The 19,871-nt window shown below is 33.5% G+C and carries 19 protein-coding genes and 1 pseudogene; 6 read left to right on the forward strand and 14 right to left on the reverse strand.

Annotated elements, in window-relative coordinates; all coding sequences use genetic code 11:
- Positions 1 to 4 precede the first annotated feature (4 nt).
- From EKL96_RS12455 to EKL96_RS12470, 4 genes are all read right to left on the reverse strand, one after another.
- Entirely contained in the window at positions 5 to 322 is a 318-nt protein-coding gene (locus EKL96_RS12455; protein WP_026709525.1) for a DNA-directed RNA polymerase subunit omega, read from the reverse strand.
- 8 nt (positions 323 to 330) lie between these two features.
- Positions 331 to 1,131 (reverse strand): outer membrane protein assembly factor BamD, encoded by an 801-nt coding sequence (locus tag EKL96_RS12460; RefSeq protein ID WP_126462931.1) that lies wholly within the window; start codon positions 1,129 to 1,131, stop codon positions 331 to 333.
- Positions 1,132 to 1,306: 175 nt separating this feature from the next.
- On the reverse strand, positions 1,307 to 2,188 hold the full coding sequence (dapA, locus tag EKL96_RS12465; protein ID WP_126462933.1) for a 4-hydroxy-tetrahydrodipicolinate synthase: 882 nt from the start codon (positions 2,186 to 2,188) through the stop codon (positions 1,307 to 1,309).
- Positions 2,189 to 2,194: 6 nt separating this feature from the next.
- Positions 2,195 to 2,713, reverse strand: a complete 519-nt coding sequence (locus EKL96_RS12470; protein ID WP_126452446.1) for a DUF6913 domain-containing protein — start codon at positions 2,711 to 2,713, stop codon at positions 2,195 to 2,197.
- Between the two features lie 47 nt (positions 2,714 to 2,760).
- On the opposite strand from EKL96_RS12470, the gene EKL96_RS12475 reads away from it, so the two are divergent.
- Both EKL96_RS12475 and EKL96_RS12480 read left to right on the forward strand, forming a co-directional pair.
- On the forward strand, positions 2,761 to 3,570 hold the full coding sequence (locus EKL96_RS12475) for a 5'-nucleotidase C-terminal domain-containing protein (RefSeq protein ID WP_126462935.1): 810 nt from the start codon (positions 2,761 to 2,763) through the stop codon (positions 3,568 to 3,570).
- Positions 3,571 to 3,709: 139 nt separating this feature from the next.
- A complete protein-coding gene (locus EKL96_RS12480; protein WP_126462937.1) occupies positions 3,710 to 4,621 on the forward strand; it encodes a bifunctional metallophosphatase/5'-nucleotidase in 912 nt (303 codons plus the stop codon).
- Positions 4,622 to 4,889: 268 nt separating this feature from the next.
- Here EKL96_RS12480 and ligA read toward each other — a convergent pair whose 3' ends face one another.
- The 6 genes from ligA to rpsF form a co-directional block, all read right to left on the reverse strand.
- Complete coding sequence (gene ligA, locus EKL96_RS12485) at positions 4,890 to 6,908, reverse strand: NAD-dependent DNA ligase LigA (protein ID WP_126463085.1); 2,019 nt, start codon at positions 6,906 to 6,908, stop codon at positions 4,890 to 4,892.
- 73 nt (positions 6,909 to 6,981) lie between these two features.
- Positions 6,982 to 7,455 (reverse strand): DUF6495 family protein, encoded by a 474-nt coding sequence (locus tag EKL96_RS12490; RefSeq protein ID WP_126452452.1) that lies wholly within the window; start codon positions 7,453 to 7,455, stop codon positions 6,982 to 6,984.
- A 110-nt stretch (positions 7,456 to 7,565) separates the two neighbouring features.
- Positions 7,566 to 10,730 carry a TonB-dependent receptor domain-containing protein gene (locus EKL96_RS12495; RefSeq protein ID WP_126462939.1) on the reverse strand — a complete coding sequence of 1,055 codons (3,165 nt, stop codon included), beginning with the start codon at positions 10,728 to 10,730 and terminating at the stop codon, positions 7,566 to 7,568.
- Positions 10,731 to 10,824: 94 nt separating this feature from the next.
- Positions 10,825 to 11,268, reverse strand: coding sequence for a 50S ribosomal protein L9 (gene rplI / locus EKL96_RS12500; RefSeq protein WP_126462941.1), 444 nt, complete (start codon positions 11,266 to 11,268; stop codon positions 10,825 to 10,827).
- 66 nt (positions 11,269 to 11,334) lie between these two features.
- Positions 11,335 to 11,631 carry a 30S ribosomal protein S18 gene (gene rpsR, locus EKL96_RS12505; RefSeq protein ID WP_007138295.1) on the reverse strand — a complete coding sequence of 99 codons (297 nt, stop codon included), beginning with the start codon at positions 11,629 to 11,631 and terminating at the stop codon, positions 11,335 to 11,337.
- Between the two features lie 5 nt (positions 11,632 to 11,636).
- A complete protein-coding gene (gene rpsF / locus EKL96_RS12510) occupies positions 11,637 to 11,978 on the reverse strand; it encodes a 30S ribosomal protein S6 (RefSeq protein ID WP_035671622.1) in 342 nt (113 codons plus the stop codon).
- 166 nt (positions 11,979 to 12,144) lie between these two features.
- Here rpsF and EKL96_RS12515 point away from each other — a divergent pair, with 166 nt between their 5' ends.
- A complete protein-coding gene (locus EKL96_RS12515) occupies positions 12,145 to 12,840 on the forward strand; it encodes a LytR/AlgR family response regulator transcription factor (RefSeq protein ID WP_126462943.1) in 696 nt (231 codons plus the stop codon).
- 10 nt (positions 12,841 to 12,850) lie between these two features.
- Here EKL96_RS12515 and priA read toward each other — a convergent pair whose 3' ends face one another.
- The 4 genes from priA to nadC form a co-directional block, all read right to left on the reverse strand.
- Positions 12,851 to 15,331, reverse strand: coding sequence for a primosomal protein N' (gene priA / locus EKL96_RS12520; RefSeq protein WP_126462945.1), 2,481 nt, complete (start codon positions 15,329 to 15,331; stop codon positions 12,851 to 12,853).
- A 77-nt stretch (positions 15,332 to 15,408) separates the two neighbouring features.
- On the reverse strand, positions 15,409 to 15,837 hold the full coding sequence (locus EKL96_RS12525) for a DUF2147 domain-containing protein (RefSeq protein WP_126462947.1): 429 nt from the start codon (positions 15,835 to 15,837) through the stop codon (positions 15,409 to 15,411).
- Positions 15,838 to 15,938: 101 nt separating this feature from the next.
- Positions 15,939 to 16,847: a YihY/virulence factor BrkB family protein gene (locus EKL96_RS12530; RefSeq protein WP_126462949.1), complete on the reverse strand. Its 909-nt coding sequence runs from the start codon at positions 16,845 to 16,847 to the stop codon at positions 15,939 to 15,941.
- The gene (gene nadC / locus EKL96_RS12535) at positions 16,844 to 17,701 is read right to left on the reverse strand and encodes a carboxylating nicotinate-nucleotide diphosphorylase (RefSeq protein ID WP_126462951.1); all 858 of its coding nucleotides are present in this window, start codon (positions 17,699 to 17,701) and stop codon (positions 16,844 to 16,846) included. Before nadC ends, EKL96_RS12530 begins: the two co-directional genes overlap by 4 nt.
- Positions 17,702 to 17,986: 285 nt before the next feature.
- On the opposite strand from nadC, the gene EKL96_RS12540 reads away from it, so the two are divergent.
- The 3 genes and pseudogenes from EKL96_RS12540 (at position 17,987) to rlmH (ending at position 19,636) form a co-directional block, all read left to right on the forward strand.
- Positions 17,987 to 18,421 carry a hypothetical protein gene (locus EKL96_RS12540; RefSeq protein ID WP_126462953.1) on the forward strand — a complete coding sequence of 145 codons (435 nt, stop codon included), beginning with the start codon at positions 17,987 to 17,989 and terminating at the stop codon, positions 18,419 to 18,421.
- 203 nt (positions 18,422 to 18,624) lie between these two features.
- Positions 18,625 to 18,903: pseudogene (locus EKL96_RS14495) on the forward strand (CIA30 family protein).
- Positions 18,904 to 19,162: 259 nt separating this feature from the next.
- Positions 19,163 to 19,636: a 23S rRNA (pseudouridine(1915)-N(3))-methyltransferase RlmH gene (gene rlmH / locus EKL96_RS12550; protein ID WP_126462955.1), complete on the forward strand. Its 474-nt coding sequence runs from the start codon at positions 19,163 to 19,165 to the stop codon at positions 19,634 to 19,636.
- Positions 19,637 to 19,871: the final 235 nt, after the last annotated feature.

Genomic DNA, 19,871 nt, shown 5'->3' on the forward strand with positions numbered 1-19,871 from the left:
TTTATTATTTATTAGAGTCTCTGTGGTAAATTTTACCATCTAACCATTCTTGAACTGCTAAAGCGTGTGGTTTAGGCAGTTTTTCGTAAAATTTTGAAACCTCAATTTGTTCTTTGTTTTCAAAAACTTCTTCAAGACTATCATTATATGTTGCAAACTCTTCTAATTTCTCTGTCAATTCTTTTTTAATTTCTGAATTGATTTGGTTTGCTCTTTTAGCCATAATGGTTATTGCTTCATACACATTACCAGTAGGTTCTTCAATAACAGTTTTATTATATGTTATTGTATTTACTGGAGCATTCGTCTTTTTTAAATCCATGACTTTATTTATTTAGTAAATTTTTGTAAATCTTTTTCTATTTGAGCTAACATTTGGTTCGCTACTTTTATATATTTCGTTTCAGCATTAAATTTTATCAAATTTGCTTGCGCTGTTTTTGCAACATTCAAACGTTCTTCCATTTTTGCAGGAACACTATTTATTGCCAGTTGGTAAGCTGAATCTAATTTAAAAAACAATGCGTCCTCTTTTAGTGGTGTTCCTGGATAATCTGCAACAAAATTATCTAAAGCAATTATCGCTGATTTGAAATCAGAAATCGTATGGTATCCTTTAGCATTTTCAAATACTTTTTTTTGTATTTTCTCGCTAAGCACTTTAACGGAACTATTGGCGTCAGCCATATATTCTGAGTTTGGATAACTATCAATAAACAGTTGTAATTTATCCAATGCTTTGTTCGTGTCCGTTTGATCTAGACTATAAGAAGGAGAAAGCATAGAGTAACTTTTTGCCCCTAAATAAGCTGCTTCTTGTATTTTTTCACTTTTAGGATATCCTGAAACAAAGCTTTCAAATTGATATCCTGCTAAATAATATTGCTTTGTCTTGTAATAGGATTGCGCAAACATATAAAACAATTTTTCTGCTTGAGGCTTTCCTCTGTATGCTGGGCCAATCTGCTCAAAAATACGAATTGCTTTAGAAAATTTTCCTGTATCGTATAATTTAGTCGCCATTTCAAACTTGACAGCTACATCTTCGGTTTTTAGTGCTCTTTGGTATTCGTTACAAGAACTAAAAAAAACTACAAGAAGCAATAGAGATATTATTTTTTTACTCAACATTTAATATTGTTTTTTAGATTTCGTGAATCTTTGATTTCATTTTTTTACTTTTTTCATGATTCCTTTGGCTGAAACAACCTACCAAATCATACCGAAGTTTCGGTGGCAAATTTAGTTATTAATTTAGCGACTTCAAAATATATTTTTTGTTTAAAAAAATGCTACTTTTTCATCCTTATTTATTCATTTTTTTTACAAACTGATCAATTCTATTTGCTAGTGAATCATCTACTTTTACCAGTGGCAAACGCACTGTATTTTCAGAAATTCCTAGTGATAGAAAGACTTGTTTAATTCCTGCTGGATTTCCCTGCTCAAAAATCATGTCAATACAATCTGATAAAAGATACTGTGTTTTGAACGCTTCATCTGTCTTTCTGTTTAAGCCCAATCGAATCATTTCAGAAAATTCTTTAGGGAAACCTTGACCAATAACTGATATCACACCTGCTCCACCTGCTAAAACCATTGGTAAAGCTATCATATCATCACCAGAAATTACAAGAAAATCTTTTGGTTTGTTTTTTAATAATTGCATTGCCTGAACAAGATCTCCTGCTGCTTCCTTTATGGCTACGATATTTTCGAAATCATTTGCCAAACGCAAAACAGTCGAAGGCAACATATTACTTGCCGTTCTTCCCGGAACATTATATAAAATCACTGGAATGGGAGAGGCTTCAGCAACAGCCTTGAAATGCTGGTAAATCCCTTCCTGAGTAGGTTTGTTATAGTACGGAGAAACGGAAAGTATTGCCGTAAACGCAGTTAAATCTCTTGTTTTTAACTCTTCAACAACTTTTAAGGTATTATTACCTCCTACTCCAAGCACTAAGGGCAAAGTGCCATTATTAGCTTCGATTACAGTACGGATGACCAATTCTTTTTCCTCTGGAGACAAAGTTGCGTTTTCTGCAGTGGTACCCAATACTACCAAATATTCAATTCCTCCATCGATAGAAAAATGTACAATTCTTTTTAAAGCTTCGGTATCTATTGAAAAATCTTGTTTAAAAGGAGTTACAAGAGCAACACCTGTTCCTATTAATAATTGCATATTATTTTATATTTTGTTTAATAATTTTAAATATTTGAATAACTCACTTGAAAAAATACGGTAACTATTAACCTCTGTTTTAATCATGAAATGATTTAATCTTTGGTCTATGGATGAAAAACCAACCTTGAATTGTGCTTTTGAATTATGGGTAACTTGCAATAAAATTGCTTTTTCTATATCGTAATAGCTTATTAATAAATCGAATTTTTCATTGCTAAAAGCATTAACCTCCGTGGATGCAATTTGTCCTTTCCAATTGAGATCTCGAGCACTAAATATAGGATATTTTTTTTCGCTAATTTGTTTTAATTTATCGTTATAAACAATAATTTTGATGTTTTCAGGCAAAATTCCATAGGATAAAATTTCCTTTACCAGCAATTCAGTCTCAGCAAAACCAGTAGTATCAACGACTAAACCAATTGTTTGCACACCAGCCACAGATCCATTACTTTTTAAATTCTGAAAGCTGTTTTTTAATGTTTTTTTTACAAAAAAATTCTTTATATAATTTAAAAACATAGTACTTTTACTTGATTACAAAATTAATTAATTAAGTTGCATTTAAAATGGTAAATCTAAAAAAGTATAACGACGTTTCTAAACTTTTTGTTATATTCTTAACATTTTTATTTGTTGCTTCGTGCAGCAAACAAAATTACTATGTTACTAAAATTGAAGGAAAACGAATTCCTGTCACTGAAAAAGAAAATCAAGTCTCTACTACAGACCCCATAGGAAAACAAGCCCTGCAAATTGAAAATTTCATCAAACCGTATCGGGAACACATCAATAAAGATTTAGATAGTGTCCTTGCGTATTGTCCGGAAACATTAGACAAGAGTTCTGGAAAATGGCAAACTACAATTGGTAATCTGATGGCCGATGTCACATTAAAACGAGGTAATGTTGTGTTTCAAGCTAGAGAAAAAAAGAATATCGACATTTGTTTGCTGAATAGCGGAGGGATTCGCTCTATACTTCCAAAAGGGAATGTCACCGCCCGAACGGCTTTTGAAATTATGCCTTTTGAAAACAGTCTGGTCGTTATTGCGCTAAAAGGAGAACAAATCCTTGAAATCGTTTCCTACTTTATTGCTGAAAAAAAACCGCATCCATTAGCTGGATTAACCTTTACTATTGACAAAAACAATCTTCCAAAAAATATATTGGTTCAAGGAAACCCTGTTCAGCAAGAAACTATTTATTATGTAGGAACCAATGATTATTTATCAAATGGTGGTGACAATATGAATTTCTTTAAAAAAGGAGTTCAAAAATTTGATTTAGAGTACAAACTACGAAATATACTGATTGATTATTTTAAAGAAGTGGATACTATTCCTGTGATAAATGATGTTCGGATTACGGTTGAATAAAAAAGGGTAATAAACAATCCAAAGTAATTTTGAAAACGTAAAGCATAGCCCCGATTAAAGTGAAAATCCTTTTTTATCGTTTTTTAACGATAAAAAAGATTGCAACGAAAAGCGGGAAATAGCTCCAAAAAAATATAAAATGAAAAGAAGAGAATTTATTGAGAAAACAGCTGCTGGATCAGCTTTATTAGGTTTAGGTGTATCCTTGAGCAGTTTTGAGTGGTCTAAAACCAAACAACTAACAATTTTACACACCAATGATGTACACAGTTATATTGATCCTTTCCCAGCAGATCATCCCAGAAATGCTAATATGGGTGGTGTGGCCCGAAGAGCCGCTTTGATTGAAACGATTCGGAAAGAAAATCCAAATGTATTATTGCTGGATGCAGGCGATATTTTTCAGGGAACCCCTTATTTTAATTATTACGGAGGTGAATTAGAATTCAAATTGATGAGCATGATGGAATACGACGCTTCTGCAATAGGGAATCATGATTTTGACAATGGTGTAGAAGGTTTGCATGCGCAAATGCCACACGCTAAATTTGAGTTCCTATCTGCCAATTATGATTTTAAAAACACGGTGATGGATGGTTTTGTAAAACCCTATAAAATATTCAACAAAAACGGAATAAAAGTAGGTGTTTTTGGACTCGGGATAGAGCTTGCTGGCTTAGTAGACAAGGCAATGTATAAGGAAACGGTGTACAATGATCCGATTGAAACGGCTCAAGATATGGTTCGGATTTTAAAGAAAGAACAGCAATGTGATATCATAATTTGTTTGTCTCATTTAGGGTATAAATACAGAGACGAACCTGCCAAAATATCTGATTTAAAATTGGCCGAGCTGACTCAGGATATAGATTTGATTATTGGTGGACATACCCATACTTTTCTGGACAAACCAACGGTTATAAAAAATCTTGTAGGCAAAGAAGTTTTAGTAAATCAGGTAGGTTGCTATGGTATAAATCTGGGTAGAATTGATTTTTATTTGGATAACAATAAAGCAAAAGCTTTTGAAGGAAAATCGATCATAGTGTAACTGTAATCGATTTTTTCGATGAAATTAAACCATTTTATACCAATTATTTTTTGAACAAAACCAACCGTTATTCTATTCATTGTTTATTTTTAAGTCCGGATTTAAACTTTGGGCATTAATTCCAAATTTATAAAAACAGATTAGCGTGCTATAAATAAGACCAATTGTTTAATAACATAGAACATTACTATGTAAAAACACCTTTACAAGAATTTCAAACAATACATCAAAAAACAGACAATTAATATTCTGGCAAAAAAATATATTTTTAATCAGTCTCTGCAGTAGAACTATGAATTAAATTGATAAAATCATCTTCTGAAATTATTGGGACATTTAGTTTATTGGCTTTATCTAATTTAGCAGGCCCCATATTGTCTCCAGCTACAACATAATCCGTTTTTGCTGAAATAGAATTCCCTATTTTGCCTCCATTATCTTCAATTGCTTTTTTCAAATCGTCTCTGGAAAATTTCTCAAAAACTCCTGAAACTACAAAAGTCTTTCCTGAAAGTTTATCCGTGGCATTTGGATTTATTTTTTCAAAAATTTCAAATTGTACACCATGTTTTTTTAATCTCTCAATGATACTTCTATTTTCTTGATTTTCGAAAAAATCAATTACGCTTTGTGCAATTCGGTCTCCAATTTCATCCACTAAAATCAAATCCATCAAAGTCGCCTGACCCAAGGTATCAATGTTTTTATAATGTTTAGCCAATTTCTTCGCTACTGTTTCTCCTACAAAGCGAATTCCAAGTGCGAACAAAACGCGTTCGAAAGGAATATTTTTCGAATTAGCAACACCATTCACTAAATTTTCAGCCGATTTTTGTGCCATTCGCTCCAATGGTAAAATCTGATCTACCGTCAATTCATACAAATCGGCATAATTATGCACTAATCCATTATTAAAAAGTAAAGCTATCGTTTCTCCGCCAAGACCTTCAATATCCATGGCTTTTCTAGAAATAAAATGCTGAATTCTTCCAATGATCTGCGGTGGGCAACCATAAAAATTTGGACAATAATGATTGGCTTCACCTTCACTTCTCACTAATTTTGTATTGCATTCCGGACAATGCGTGATGTATTTTGTAGGCTCCGAGACATCGGATCGTTTTGTTAAATCGACTGCTATAATTTTGGGAATAATCTCTCCTCCTTTTTCTACAAAAACAGTATCTCCTTCACGAATATCTAGCTTTTCTATTTGATCTGCATTGTGTAAAGAAGCCCTTTTTACAATGGTTCCAGCTAATTGAACGGGTTCAAGGTTAGCCACGGGAGTTATAGAACCAGTGCGCCCTACCTGATACGAAATAGAATTTAATTTTGTTGAAACTTGTTCTGATTTGAATTTATAAGCGATGGCCCAACGAGGCGATTTAGCAGTAAAACCCAGTTCCTCTTGATAATGAAAAGAATTTATTTTAACTACTACGCCATCCGTTTCATAAGGAAGAGTATGTCTATGAGTGTCCCAATGATTAATGAATTCAAAAACTTCTTCTAGATTATGAGCCAGTTTTGCTTCTTTGGGTGCTTTAAAACCCCAATTTCTTGCCGTTTCTAATCCTTCAAATTGCGATTTAAAAGGCAAATTATTGCCAATTAAAAAATACAACAAACAATCCAAAGGTCGTTTTGCCACTTCAGCACTATCTTGCAATTTTAGACTTCCTGAAGCCGTATTTCGAGGATTTGAATAGGGAGTTTCTCCAATTTCTATTAGTTCCTGATTCATTTTATCGAAACCGGCAAAAGGCAAAATGATTTCACCGCGAACGTCAAATGTAGCAGGGAAATTTCCTTTCAACTTAAGCGGAATTGATTTTATGGTTTTAATATTATTAGTCACATCATCCCCTTGAAAACCATCGCCACGAGTAACAGCACGTTTTAATTTTCCGTTTTCATACGTAATACTGATAGAAGCTCCATCGTATTTTAGTTCACAAGTATATTCTAATGGAACATCTCCTAAAACCTTCTGAACACGTTTTTCCCAATCGATTAATTCTTCTTTGGAATAGGAATTATCCAAAGAATACATTCTATATTCATGCGGAACGGTTTGGAAGTTTTTTGTTATTGTTCCCCCAACTCGTTGCGAAGGTGAATTCTCATCAAAATATTCCGGATACTGGCCTTCAAGTTCTTGTAGTTTTTTTAATTTCAAATCAAAGTCATAATCAGAAATTATTGCATTATCTAACACATAATAATTATAGTTGTGCTGATTTAATTCCTCCCTTAATTTTTGAATTGTATTCTGAATATCCATAGAAAATAAATTGGCCATTTTAGTTTTGAAAAAGTGTACTAAAATAACCAATTAAAAATAAATAGCAATACAATTACGATGCTATAATAGTATTTATTTGTTGGTACAATAGACCATCACTCAAAAACGAACCTTGCTGTATTAATTCAAAAATTGAAGAATTTCGTTCTTCTGTAAACTCTTTTTTACCCACTTTCATTTCAATAGTATCCGTAAACATATTATCGCTAAGCCATTGCAATCCTTGTTTGGTCAAGAAATCAGTTTCTGGAACTAAAGATTTCAAGACAATTGATTGCACATGAGTATCAAAACAATGAAAAAGGAAAATATGATTTTTAGAAAAATGTTCTAAGTAGGTTGCTTTTGAAAGTACTCCTTCCCAAACCAAATCAGAAAACACATCTAATTCTTGTTCGGCAACTTCCGGTTTTTCTGCTTTTATTTTATCCCACTCGGCTTTATCGATAGTCTGCGTTGCTAAAAAAGTACTGAATTCCTGATTCAATTCCTCAAATTGTTCTTTTGTTAATCTTGAGTATTTCATTATTGCGTTTTAATATTTAACTTTTGTTTTTTAGCTGTTTTTTGAATTTATAAAACAAAAAAAGCCCTCTCAAACGAGAGGGCAAATTTAATCTATATTTTTATCTTTTTTTAGAAAATATATCTAATTCCAAACTGTGCCTGCCATCTTGATAATAAACTTGCATCATAGTTGAAGGTTTTGGTTTGAGTACCGTTAAAAGTATAGGTTGGTATTTTTGTAGTTTTATCAACAGATACTCCAATTGGCTGTACACTTGTTGGTACTTGAACCAATCCCCAATCCGAATTAATCAAATTACCTAAGTTCAGTACATCAATACTAAATTGAATGGTATTCGTTTTATTAGAAGCTGAAGAAATTTTAAAATTATAATCTTGCATTATTTTAAAATCCCATTTTCCTCTCCATGGAGACAGCGCACCATAACGCGCTGCGTACTGACCTCTTCTATCACTCAAATAGTTATCCTGCTTGATAAAGGCATCAAATGCGGCACCTTGACTAACTCCTCCTGTAAATAGCATAGTACTTATTTCGGCTGAAGTTGGTATATAAATTAAATCATTTAAATCAGATCCATCATTATTTATATCGCCTCCATACGTATAATTAAAACGGCCTCCTTGTGCGTATTCAAAGAAAGTCGATACAGTAGTAGCCCATTTGTCATTAGTACCATACTTCCATTTTTTTGAAGCTACGCCTATAAAACGGTGCGTATCGCCATACTTAGAATCAGATAAAACTGCATCATTCACATTTCCTAATGCTGGATTAAATCTAAAAGCATCACCCGTAATTTCTGCTTCAATAGAATTAACATCCTGTGACTTCAAATAGTTGTAAGCTAAACTTGCGAACAATCCATTGTCAAAAGTCTTTTGTACTTTGACAGAAGAGTTGAATGCACTTCCTTTATTGGTATTCGTCAATACATATCCATTAGTTCTCGCCGGAAAACCATAATCTGTCCAAGTACCATAATCCGCACTACCGTATATTGCTCTATTATCAACACCTGTCAATTGACTTGTTGGTCTTTTTAATCCCCAATTTTGTATATGAACCCCATTTAAATCTTTATTATAAGACATGTCTATGGTTACAATATAATCATTTTCGAATTTGTGATCAAATCCTAAACTCGTTCTCCAAACCTGTGGAAATTTAAAATCTTCGTCTACTACTTGATAGAAAAATGGGTCTATACCACCTACTTGATTTCCAATCCATACAAAAGGAAGCTTACCGGTAAAGATTCCAGTACCACCGCGTAACTGTTGTTTTTTATCTCCATTAATATCCCAATTGAAGCCAACTCTTGGCGACCAAAGTAAATTATTATTAGGTAATTTAGTTGAATCAAAATTCTTTACACTTCCATCAGCTGGGTTGTAATAATCAATATTTGGCAAATATCCTTCTGAATTATCTGTGTCAATAAATTTTTGAGCTAATTCAGATGTATTGAAATACAATGGTTTATCAGCTCTTAATCCATAGATTAATTTGAAATTATCACTGATATTCCATTCATCCTGAACGTAAAAAGCTAATTGTCCTACTGTCGTTTCAGCTAAATTCCAACCCCCATCAACACCGTCTTTCAATGCATTTTTTGTATCAAAAGTTGTTTGTGCGTTTTTTATTGCAGTGCTGTAATAACCATTTGCAATATTCGCATCAAAACCTGCCATATTTGTACTTCCAAAAACATCAAAACCATACCCTTTTAGGTTAAATGAATTTTTGAAAATGAACTTTTCGAATGAGAAGCCTACTGTATAGGTATGATTTCCTCTGACAATATTTAAATTATCAGTAATTTGAATTACTTTTTGATCTAATTTATTATTGATAGAGAAAGGCTCATGACCTGCTATAATGTAAGGCGAACCATCTTTAGTAATTGTAATTACAGGCGCAGGAGTAGAAAAAGGATTTCTAAAATCATTAAAATGAGTATAACCTGCTTGTAATTTATTAGAAACCGTCTCACTAAATTTAGAATTTAATTCTACTAAAAAAGAGCTAATTTGGTTGTTAATTTGGTACCCTGAATTTTCAAATTGTAACGTATTTACATCAATTCCTCTACGAATAATAGCGGTAGGATGTGCAGGCTTATCTTTTGAAGCATCTAAAAAATTATAAATAACAGCTAGTTTATGGTTGTCATTAATATTCCAATCCAACTTTACAATTCCTTTACTTGAATTAGAATTATGTGTAAATCCTTGATAAGCTCCCGTATTATAACCTAGCTTTCCTAACTCAGTAGATACATGCATTAAATCAGTTTCTAATACTCTGGATTCATTCACTCCAGTAGTTCCATTTCCATCATTAGCAACAAAATTTGATCCTGAATCGCTTCTTTTATCAATTTCAAAATTGGTAAAGAAAAACAATTTGTTTTTAACAATTGGACCACCAAGACTAAAACCGGTTTGTGTTTGCTCTAACGACGGCACAAATATTTTTTCTCCTTTAATTTTATTACCTGTCATATCCTGATTTCTATAAAAACTATAGGCAGTACCATGGAATTCATTTGACCCTGATTTAGTGACTGCATTTACAGAAGCTCCAGTAAAACCTGATAATGTAACATCATAAGGAGCGGTGGCAACTTGAATTTGTTCGATTGCATCCAATGAAATAGGCTGAGAGCCAGTTTGTCCACCCGGAGTTGCTGCATCTAAACCAAAAGGATTGTTAAAAATGGCACCATTAAGCGAGTAACTATTGTATTGATCGTTTCTACCTCCAAAAGAACCTCCACTTGCTGTTGGTTCTAAACGGGTAAAATCATCAGCTGATCTAGAAATTGAAGGCAGCGCTGATAATTCTCTTCTACCGATAGTGGTTTCTGCACCAGTTCTTCCACTTTGAAAAACTCTATTTTTAGAACCAACTACTTTTACTTCCGCTAATTTCTGACTTTCATCTTTCAAGACAACATCTAAACTGAATACTTTACCTAAATCAAGGTAAACATCATTATATTCTTCACTTCTATATCCTACATAGGATACGACAATTTTGTAAGGACCACCAATTCTCATATTCAACATACTGATTCTTCCATCCGCATTAGATAACGCAGAATACTTAGAACCTGTTGGAATATGTATTGCCTGAACCGTCGCTCCAGGAAGCGTCTCATTGCCTGAACCTCGCACAATCCCTTTGATGCTAGAAGTTGTAGTTTGCCCAATGACAGCACTGAAACTACATAAAATTAATAATAAAGTAATGATTTTTTTCATTTGTGTAAATGTGTTATTTTGGGTGCAAAAATAAACAAAAAAAAATCACTCCTAAGAGTGATTTTAATAATTTATTAACAATATGTTAACAAATTTATGCTTTTTCAGCAACAATTTCATAATCCAATTCAACTATTACATCTCTGTGCAAACGAACGTTGGCAGTATATTTACCAGTACGTTTAACAATTCCGCTTGTGATGAATTTTCTATCAATTTGTTGTCCACCTTTAGCTAAAGCTTCAGCGATATCAATATTCGTGATTGAACCGAATAATTTTTCACCACCTGCTTTTGCAAAGATTTTAATTTCGATAGCTTTCAATGCTTCAGCCAATGTTTTTGCATCATTAACTACTTTAGCTTCTTTATGAGCTCTTTGTTTTAGGTTTTCAGCTAATACTTTCTTTGCAGAAGATGTTGCTAAATGAGCGTGTCCTTGTGGAATTAGAAAATTACGTCCGTATCCGTTTTTTACAGAAACGATATCATCTTTAAATCCTAAATTTTGAACGTCTTGTCTTAAAATAAGTTCCATGTTGTTGTCCTTTTATATAGAAGTTAGGTTTCGTATTTCAGAAAACCAACAACTGTTAATTTTTTATTATTTTAGTAAATCAGCCACATATGGCATTAATGCTAAGTGACGTGCTCTTTTTACAGCAACAGACACTTTTCTTTGGTACTTCAATGAAGTTCCTGTTAAACGACGAGGAAGTATTTTTCCTTGCTCATTAACAAATTTCAATAAGAAATCAGCATCTTTATAATCAATATATTTGATACCTGATTTTTTGAAACGACAATACTTTTTAGTTTTGTTTGTTTCTATATTTAAAGGCGTAAGATATCTGATATCTCCGTCTTTTTTTCCTGAAGCCGATTGTTGTAGTGTAGCCATGATAATTAAGCTTTTGTAGATTTTAATTTAGTTCTTCTTCTTTCAGCCCAAGAAATAGCGTGTTTGTCAAGACTTACAGTCAAGAAACGCATTACTCTTTCATCACGTCTAAATTCAGTTTCAAAAGCAATAAGGACTTCTCCTGCTACTTTGAATTCGAATAAATGGTAAAAACCACTTTTTTTGTTTTGAATTTCGTACGCCATTTTTTTAAGGCCCCAGTCTTCTTTCGACACCATTTCTGCTCCTCTACTAGTAAGAAAATCTTCAAATTTGCTTACTGTTTCCTTTACCTGAACTTCAGATAAAACGGGATTTAAAATGAAAACAGTTTCATAATGATTCATAAATATATATTTATTTGTTATTTGGGTGCAAAAGTAATCAATATTTCTTATCTCACAAACCTTATTTCGTTTTTTTGCTCTAAATTTAAAAAAATCGATGATATTATTTTTATTTCTAAATAAAAAAGTAGTAAATTTACTTAACCATATCTAATACTGAAATTTTATGAAACTAAACTGTGTTGTAGTTGATGATAGTTCTATCCAGAGGATAATTATTGCAAAGTTAGTTAATAATAATCAAAATTTACACCTAATAGGGGATTTTTCTAACGCTATAGAAGCAAAAAGTTGCATGGCTATTCACAATGTAGACTTAATATTTCTAGACATAGAAATGCCTGTCATCAGTGGTTTTGATTTTCTAGATGGCTTAAAAGTAAAACCCCAAATTATTTTCATTACTTCCAAGGCAGAATACGCCATGAAAGCGTTTGATTATGACGCAACAGACTACCTTCAAAAACCAATCGCAATTGATCGATTTAACGCCTCTGTAAAAAGAGCTATTGATTTTCATTTACTTAAAAAAGAAAATAAAGAAAATGAAGGCGAGCATATTTTCATTAAAAGTAATTTGAAAAAATTGAAAATTTTCACTTCTAAAATAAAATGGATTGAAGCCTTTGGAGATTATGTCAGAGTCGTTACTGAAGAGGACACTAATCTAGTACTCTCTACAATGAAATCTTTTGAAAATGATCTGTCCAAAGATAAATTTGTCAGAGTTCATAAATCTTATATTATTAATATCGATAAGGTAGAACGCTTCAATAGCAAATATGCCGAAATTGGGATGACAAAAATTCCTTTGAGCCGACACAAAAAAGAAGATCTAGTACGAGCCCTTTCCTTTTCTTAATTCCCATTAATCAATAAAAATCTACATTTGAAGTTACTTTTATAGCTCTGAACTGAGCAACAGCCTCAAAACTATTTAGCATTTTCTGAATCGTTCTCTTCGTGTTCCCAATAGACACATTTTGAGGTATTTTGATAATAATCATACGAATGTATTCGTTTCTAATCCTGCTGATAGCCGGTTCTTCCGGACCCAATACTGGCATATTTAAGTTTTGACTTATCACTTGATACAGCCACATAGCACCTTCCTTTAACTTATCAAAATCACGTTGTTTTAGCGTTAGTTTTATAAGCCTGAAATACGGTGGATATTTATAAATTTGTCGGTCATACAATTGTTCGTTATACATTCCAAAATAATCGTTCTTAGTCACTTGTTGTATTGTATTGTGATTGGGATTGTAGGTTTGTATGATCACTTTCCCTTGTTTTTGAGAACGTCCTGCTCTACCGGCAACTTGAGTCATCATCTGAAAACTTCTCTCAAAAGCCCTAAAATCAGGATGATATAACATATTATCCGCATTCATTATTCCTACTAAACTCACGTTGTCAAAATCCAACCCTTTGGCCAGCATTTGGGTCCCTACTAATATGTCCATTTCTCTGTTCTTAAAACTATCAATGATTTTTTCGAAACCAAATTTTCCTCGGGTCGTATCCTGATCCATTCTCCCTATTTTTGAATTTGGAAAAATAGACAGTAATTCTTGTTCAATTTGTTCGGTTCCAAAGCCTTTTGTAGTCAAATCAACACTAGAACATTCGTGACAATGTGTAGGTTTAGCCATGGTGTATCCACAATAATGACAACGCAACTGGTTTTTATGCTTGTGATAAGTCAAACTTACGTCGCACTGTTGGCATTGAGGTACATGACCGCAAGTGATACATTCAATTACAGGAGAATATCCTCTGCGGTTTTGAAACAAAATCACTTGCTCTCCTAAAGACAACGCGTTTGTAATTTCTTCAATTAAAACGTCACTAAAATGTCCTGTCATTTTTTTTCGAAAGTATTTGTCTTTCAAATCCACCAATTCAATATTGGGCATCCTGACATTCCCGAAACGTTCCGAAATTTCGACCAGACCAAATTTATCTGATTTGGCATTAAAATACGTTTCTATACTTGGCGTAGCCGAACCCAAAAGCACTTTTGCCTTGTGCGAATGTGCTAAAACTATAGCCGCATCCCGGGCGTGATACCGCGGAGCCGGATCTGCCTGCTTGAAGGTTTGCTCGTGTTCTTCATCTACAATTATGAACCCTAAATTATGAAAAGGCAAAAACAAAGCGGACCTCGCTCCAATTACCACTTGCGCTTTCTCAGAATTTTGCAAAACTTGATTCCACACCTCAATCCGTTCATTATTGTTATATTTCGAATGAAAAACCGCTACTTTATTTCCAAAATAACTTCTTAATCGACCTACTAATTGAGTCGTCAAGGCAATTTCAGGCAGTAAATACAGGATTTGTTTTCCCGTTGCCAAATATTCTTCAATGAGTTTGATGTAAATTTCCGTTTTTCCACTGGATGTTACTCCGTGTAATAAACAGACTTCTTTTAGAATAAAACGATCTTTAATTTCTTCGAAAGCAGCTTGTTGCGCCTGACTCAACTGTAATTCTTCATCACGAATTTTTCCGTTGAAATGTACTCTGTCTTCCTGCAAAAAATAATCTTCGAATATTTCTTTCTCGATTAAAGCTTTAACAATTGCCGAAGAAGAATTAGCTTGCTCCACTAATTTTTTTACGGTAATGGGTTTAGCTCCGTTCTTTTCGGCCTCGCCTTGGGACTTTTGCGTTGCGCTCAATTGAAAATAGTGCATTACAACTTCCTTTTGTTTGTTGGCATTTTTCAGCGTCTCAAGTAATTCGCTTAAGCCTTGATTGGATTCGTATTTAGGGTGCAGCCGCACGTAGCGAACTAATTTAGGTTTGTAGCTTTCCTGTATTTCTTCCTGAAGCACCAAGATGTTCTTATCAACTAGTTTTTGAATAACAGGAAAGATATTTTTCTTGTTTAAAATAGCAATAATATCTTGAATTTTTAGCGAATTCTGCTGTTGCAAAGCTTCGTAAACCAGGAACTCATCATCGGAAAGGAGATTGGTATCTACAAATAAATTCGTTTTTTGAGAAATCAGGGTTTCGCTTTCCAGCAAAAGAGCACTTGGCATGGCACCACGATACACATCTCCAATGGCACACATATAATAGGAAGCGATCCACTGCCAATGTGCAATCTGGATTTCAGTTACGATGGGCTTTTCATCCAGAATTTGATGGATTTCCTTCGCATCATACAACTCTGGTTTGTTTTGATGAGTTTCAATAACTAAAGCCGTAAAAATTTTACTTTTCCCAAAAGGAACAGCTACCCGCATTCCTTTTTTGATGTACAGAAACTCTGTTTCGGAAACGCTATACGTGAATGTTTTAGCTAAGGAAAGAGGTAAAATTACTTCTGCAAAATACATTTATAATCAATTATGAGTTATCAATTTGAGTGATGTGTTGAATTTTTACTTTGAACCCATAACTCCTAATTTCACACTTATTTTACTCTGTTCCAAGTTTGTGTTCTTCCAAATAAGGCCACGCCAATATATCCTCGAACGTCCAGTTTATCACTACCATTCAAAACCAGAAAACATTTGTAGAGCTTCCCCGTAGTTGGATCCAAAATTTTTCCTGAATTGTATTCTTTACCATCTTTAGTAAGGCCTTTGATAATCACAAGCCCCATAATAGGCTTATTTTTTTCATCACCGGAACATGCTGTACATACACTTTTTTTCTTTTCGGTATCTAATATGTCAACGATTTTTCCGTAAATTTTACCGGAACGTTCGTAGATTTCGACTATTGATTTGGCTTTGCCTGTTTCGTCATCAATGGTTTTCCATTTTCCGATAACGCTATGCGTTTGTCCATAAAAGGCCATCGAAATAAATAATACCAGAATTGTAATTGTATTTTTCATCTTTTTCTTTTTAGAGCCCTGATAGCCTTGAAAATCCTGTCATAGCAAGAAACTAATAGCAGGAAATAACCCTTGATTTTGAGACTATTTTGGTTTAAAAATTATATTTTTTTTGCTTTCAGTTTATTTACTGTGGCATTCAATTCAAAACCCAACAGTAATATCATGCAGTTGATCCAAATATAAAACATCAAAACCAATAATGTTCCTATTGAGCCATATAATTCATTGTATTGTGAAAATTTTGTGACCCAAATTCCAAAACCGTATGAATCCAGCAGAATCAATATTGTTGTAAATACAGAGCCAATAGAGATAAAAGCTCTGTTTTTATAATACTTAGTTCCAAACTTAAAAAGTATAGAAGTAGTAGCTAAAATCATCAAAATCACGAATGCATAACGTCCTAAAATAATTAGTTGCAGCTGATCGCTAAATACTGTTTTCTGTATAAATACCTCAAAAACAACAATTATTGCAACCGTTACAATTAAAAGTAAAGACAGCAATAATGACATTCCTAATGCGACTAAATACTGACGGATAAACCCTCGTTTGATCAGGACGTGTCGGGAAGATTCAAAACCTCCCAGAATTCCATTTAATCCATTTGCCATTAATAAAATGGAGAGCAAAAACCCATAGGAAACTAATCCTGAATGGCTGTTATTAAGAATATCATTGATGATTTTATAAATAGCATCATAGGTATTGGGCGGAACTCCATCCTTTACAAATTGAAGAAAATCATTCTGAAAACCTTCAATAGGTATGTAAGGAATAAGATTTAAGATGAACAGCGCAAAAGGAAATAAGGCCATGAAAAAACTAAATGCAATTGCACTGGCATGATAGGTTACCGCACTCTCCACAATCCCAAGTCCGTAAAGTTCTAACAAATCGTATAAGGACAAGCCTTCTAGCCAAGGAAGCTTGATCTTTTTTAGCACATGAACCAGATTGCGAATTATCGGAATTTTTTCGAGCTTAACCTCTATCTCTTTACTCATATTGCTTTTAAACTCAAATCCATGTTGTAAACGGAATGCGTCAAGGAACCTGACGAAATATAATCTACTCCACATTCTGCATACTTGCGAATGGTATTTTCATTTATATTTCCGGAAGATTCAGTCCGGCATTTATCCCCAATCAAAGCTACTGCTTTTATCGTATCCTCATAATTAAAATTATCAATCAAAATTCGGTATATTCCTTCACTTTCGAGAATTTCTTTTATTTCAGCTAAATTTCTGGCTTCGACAATGATTTTAAGATCCAGATTATTTTCCTTGAGGTAGGCTTTGGTTTTGGCAATGGCCAAGGTAATTCCGCCTGCAAAATCATTATGATTGTCCTTGAGCATTATCATATCGTACAAAGCATACCGGTGGTTTTCACCGCCACCAATTTTGACTGCCCATTTCTCACAGGCCCTGAATCCCGGTGTTGTTTTTCGGGTATCGAGAATTTTTGTATTTAGCCCTGTTACTAAACGAACGTATTCTTTGGTTTTAGTTGCTATAGCTGACATTCTTTGCATTGAATTCAAAACTACACGTTCTGATTTTAAAATAGATTGTGAACTTCCCGAAACATGAAAAACAACATCTCCTTTTTTTACTGAAGTTCCGTCCTTAATAAAAGTCTCTATTTGTAAATTAGGGTCTACATACTCAAAAATCATTTTGGCAAAAGCCACGCCTGCAATAATACCGTCTTCTTTTACCAATAATTTTGCTTTTCCTGTGGCCGATGCCGGAATACAAGCCAAAGAGCTATAATCTCCAGGGCCCACATCCTCCCTAATGGCGTTTTGTATTAGTATTTGTAACTCGTTATTGAATTGTGCTTCGCTAATCATTTTATAGAAAATTTATGGAATGCTAAAGTAGCATATATTTTGTGGATTTGAAAATTTGAGAGTTGGCTTCTTTAGATAAAGAAACAAATGAATCCATTTTATCAAGAAAAAAACTAGACATATTAAAGATCTAATTGTAGAAAACAACACAGTTACCATACACAATTACAGCTTTACACATTGACTTTAGGCGCTCTAGCTATTTAAACCCATAAATCAATTGTTTATTTAGGGCAGTACTATTTAAAATCCTATATTTGGATTTAGTAACTAAATCACTATTTTATGAAATCTTATTTTAGCCTGCTTTTTGTATCGTCACTACTTTTTATTTCTTGTAAAAAGGAAGTAGACATACAAAATACTACTCCGACAAATATCGTTCCTTTTACTGAAGTTGGCAGACAAATGCAGAGCCAATCGCAAAATGCCGCTCAGCAACAACAAAATACGGATCCTACTGCTGCTGTCACTGGTGCGAATCCAGCTCATGGTCAACCTGGTCATCGATGTGATATAGCCGTTGGTGCTCCTTTGAACTCCCCGGCTGCTACAAATGCTTCTGCTACGCCACAACAAAACGCGCCTGTTCAGGCTAATACAGTCTCAACTGCAACAACGCAAGACCAGGGAACTCCTACAGCTGAAGGAATGAATCCGCCACACGGACAAACCAATCACCGCTGTGATATTGCTGTGGGTGCTCCGTTGCCTAAATAGGAATTTGAATCTTCCCCAAAAATAAAAACTGGCGTAGATCCTCAAGAGTTTAGGTCCGTTTTAGTTTTTGACTCCCACCTAGTGATAGCAATTTCTTCTGCATACAATATTTTACAATCCCAACAACAATGACACCTGTACTAATTTTTGATTTTAATTTAAATAGCGACCTAAGCAATTGGAAAATTGTAAATGATGCTGTGATGGGAGGAATATCCAAAAGTACATCTTATTAGAACTCAAATGGAAAGGGAACCTTTGAAGGTACTGTTTTGTCAGAAAACAATGGCGGATTTTGTGCTGTGAAATATGTTTTTGAACAAATGTATCTAAAACCTGCTAAACATATTTGCATCCACATTAAAGGAGACGGCAAACAATCCCAATTTAGAATGGAGAAAAATCGTACAGACCCACATTCGTATGTATTCCCTTTTCAAACTACCACTGATTGGCAAACAATTGAAATTCCATTCACCTAATTGTATCCAGCTTTCAGAGGACGAAAATTAGATCAGCCTAATCATTGACGGTTCTAAATTAGAGGAAAATGCTTTCCTGATAGGCAATAAGAAAGAAGAGTCATTTCAATTGCTAATTGATCGCATTGAGGTAAAATAAATAGCATCTTATCTTTCGTAATTTTATGGATTTAAAAGTCAGATTATTAATTTCCATTAAAGAGAATGTAATTTAAAACTGTTAATTTTTCTATCTTTGCGCCTCTGAAATCTAACAAAAATGAACATCAAATTGATTGCTATCGGTAAAACTGATAACAAAGCGCTACAATCCTTAATTGACGATTACACCAAGCGTTTGTCTTTTTACATTAAATTCGATTTAGATATTATTCCTGATATCAAGAACGTAAAAAACTTATCCGAAAGTCAACAAAAAGAGAAGGAAGGCGAATTAATTTTAGCAAAAATCACACCAACGGACCAACTTATTTTATTGGATGAAAACGGAAAAAATTTTTCTAGCGTTGGCTTTTCAGAAGAATTACAAAAGAAAATGAATTCCGGAGTAAAGACTTTAGTTTTTGTTATTGGCGGTCCTTATGGGTTTTCGGATACGGTTTATGCTAAAGCACAAGGAAAAATATCGTTGTCTTTAATGACTTTTTCGCATCAGATGGTTCGGTTATTCTTTATCGAACAATTGTATCGTGGATTCACAATCTTGAAAAACGAACCATATCATCATCAGTAATTATTTCGTTTGAAGTGTTCTTTTTTTAAAGTTTAAAGTTTAGTAAATAAATTCTTGATTACTTTTCATTTGTACTTTTAAACTTTCAATAAAAATTTTGTTTTGTATATAACTTCCAAAGCTTAAATTTTCATCAAACCTAAATAAAAAAGTAGTTGCAACGTCTTTGGGTAAAACAGTATTAATTAAATCTTGAAGCTTTTCTTTTTTGAAAACTTGATTCTCAATTAAAATC

This window comes from Flavobacterium sp. LS1R10 (assembly GCF_003968825.1).
Taxonomy (GTDB): Bacteria; Bacteroidota; Bacteroidia; order Flavobacteriales; family Flavobacteriaceae; genus Flavobacterium.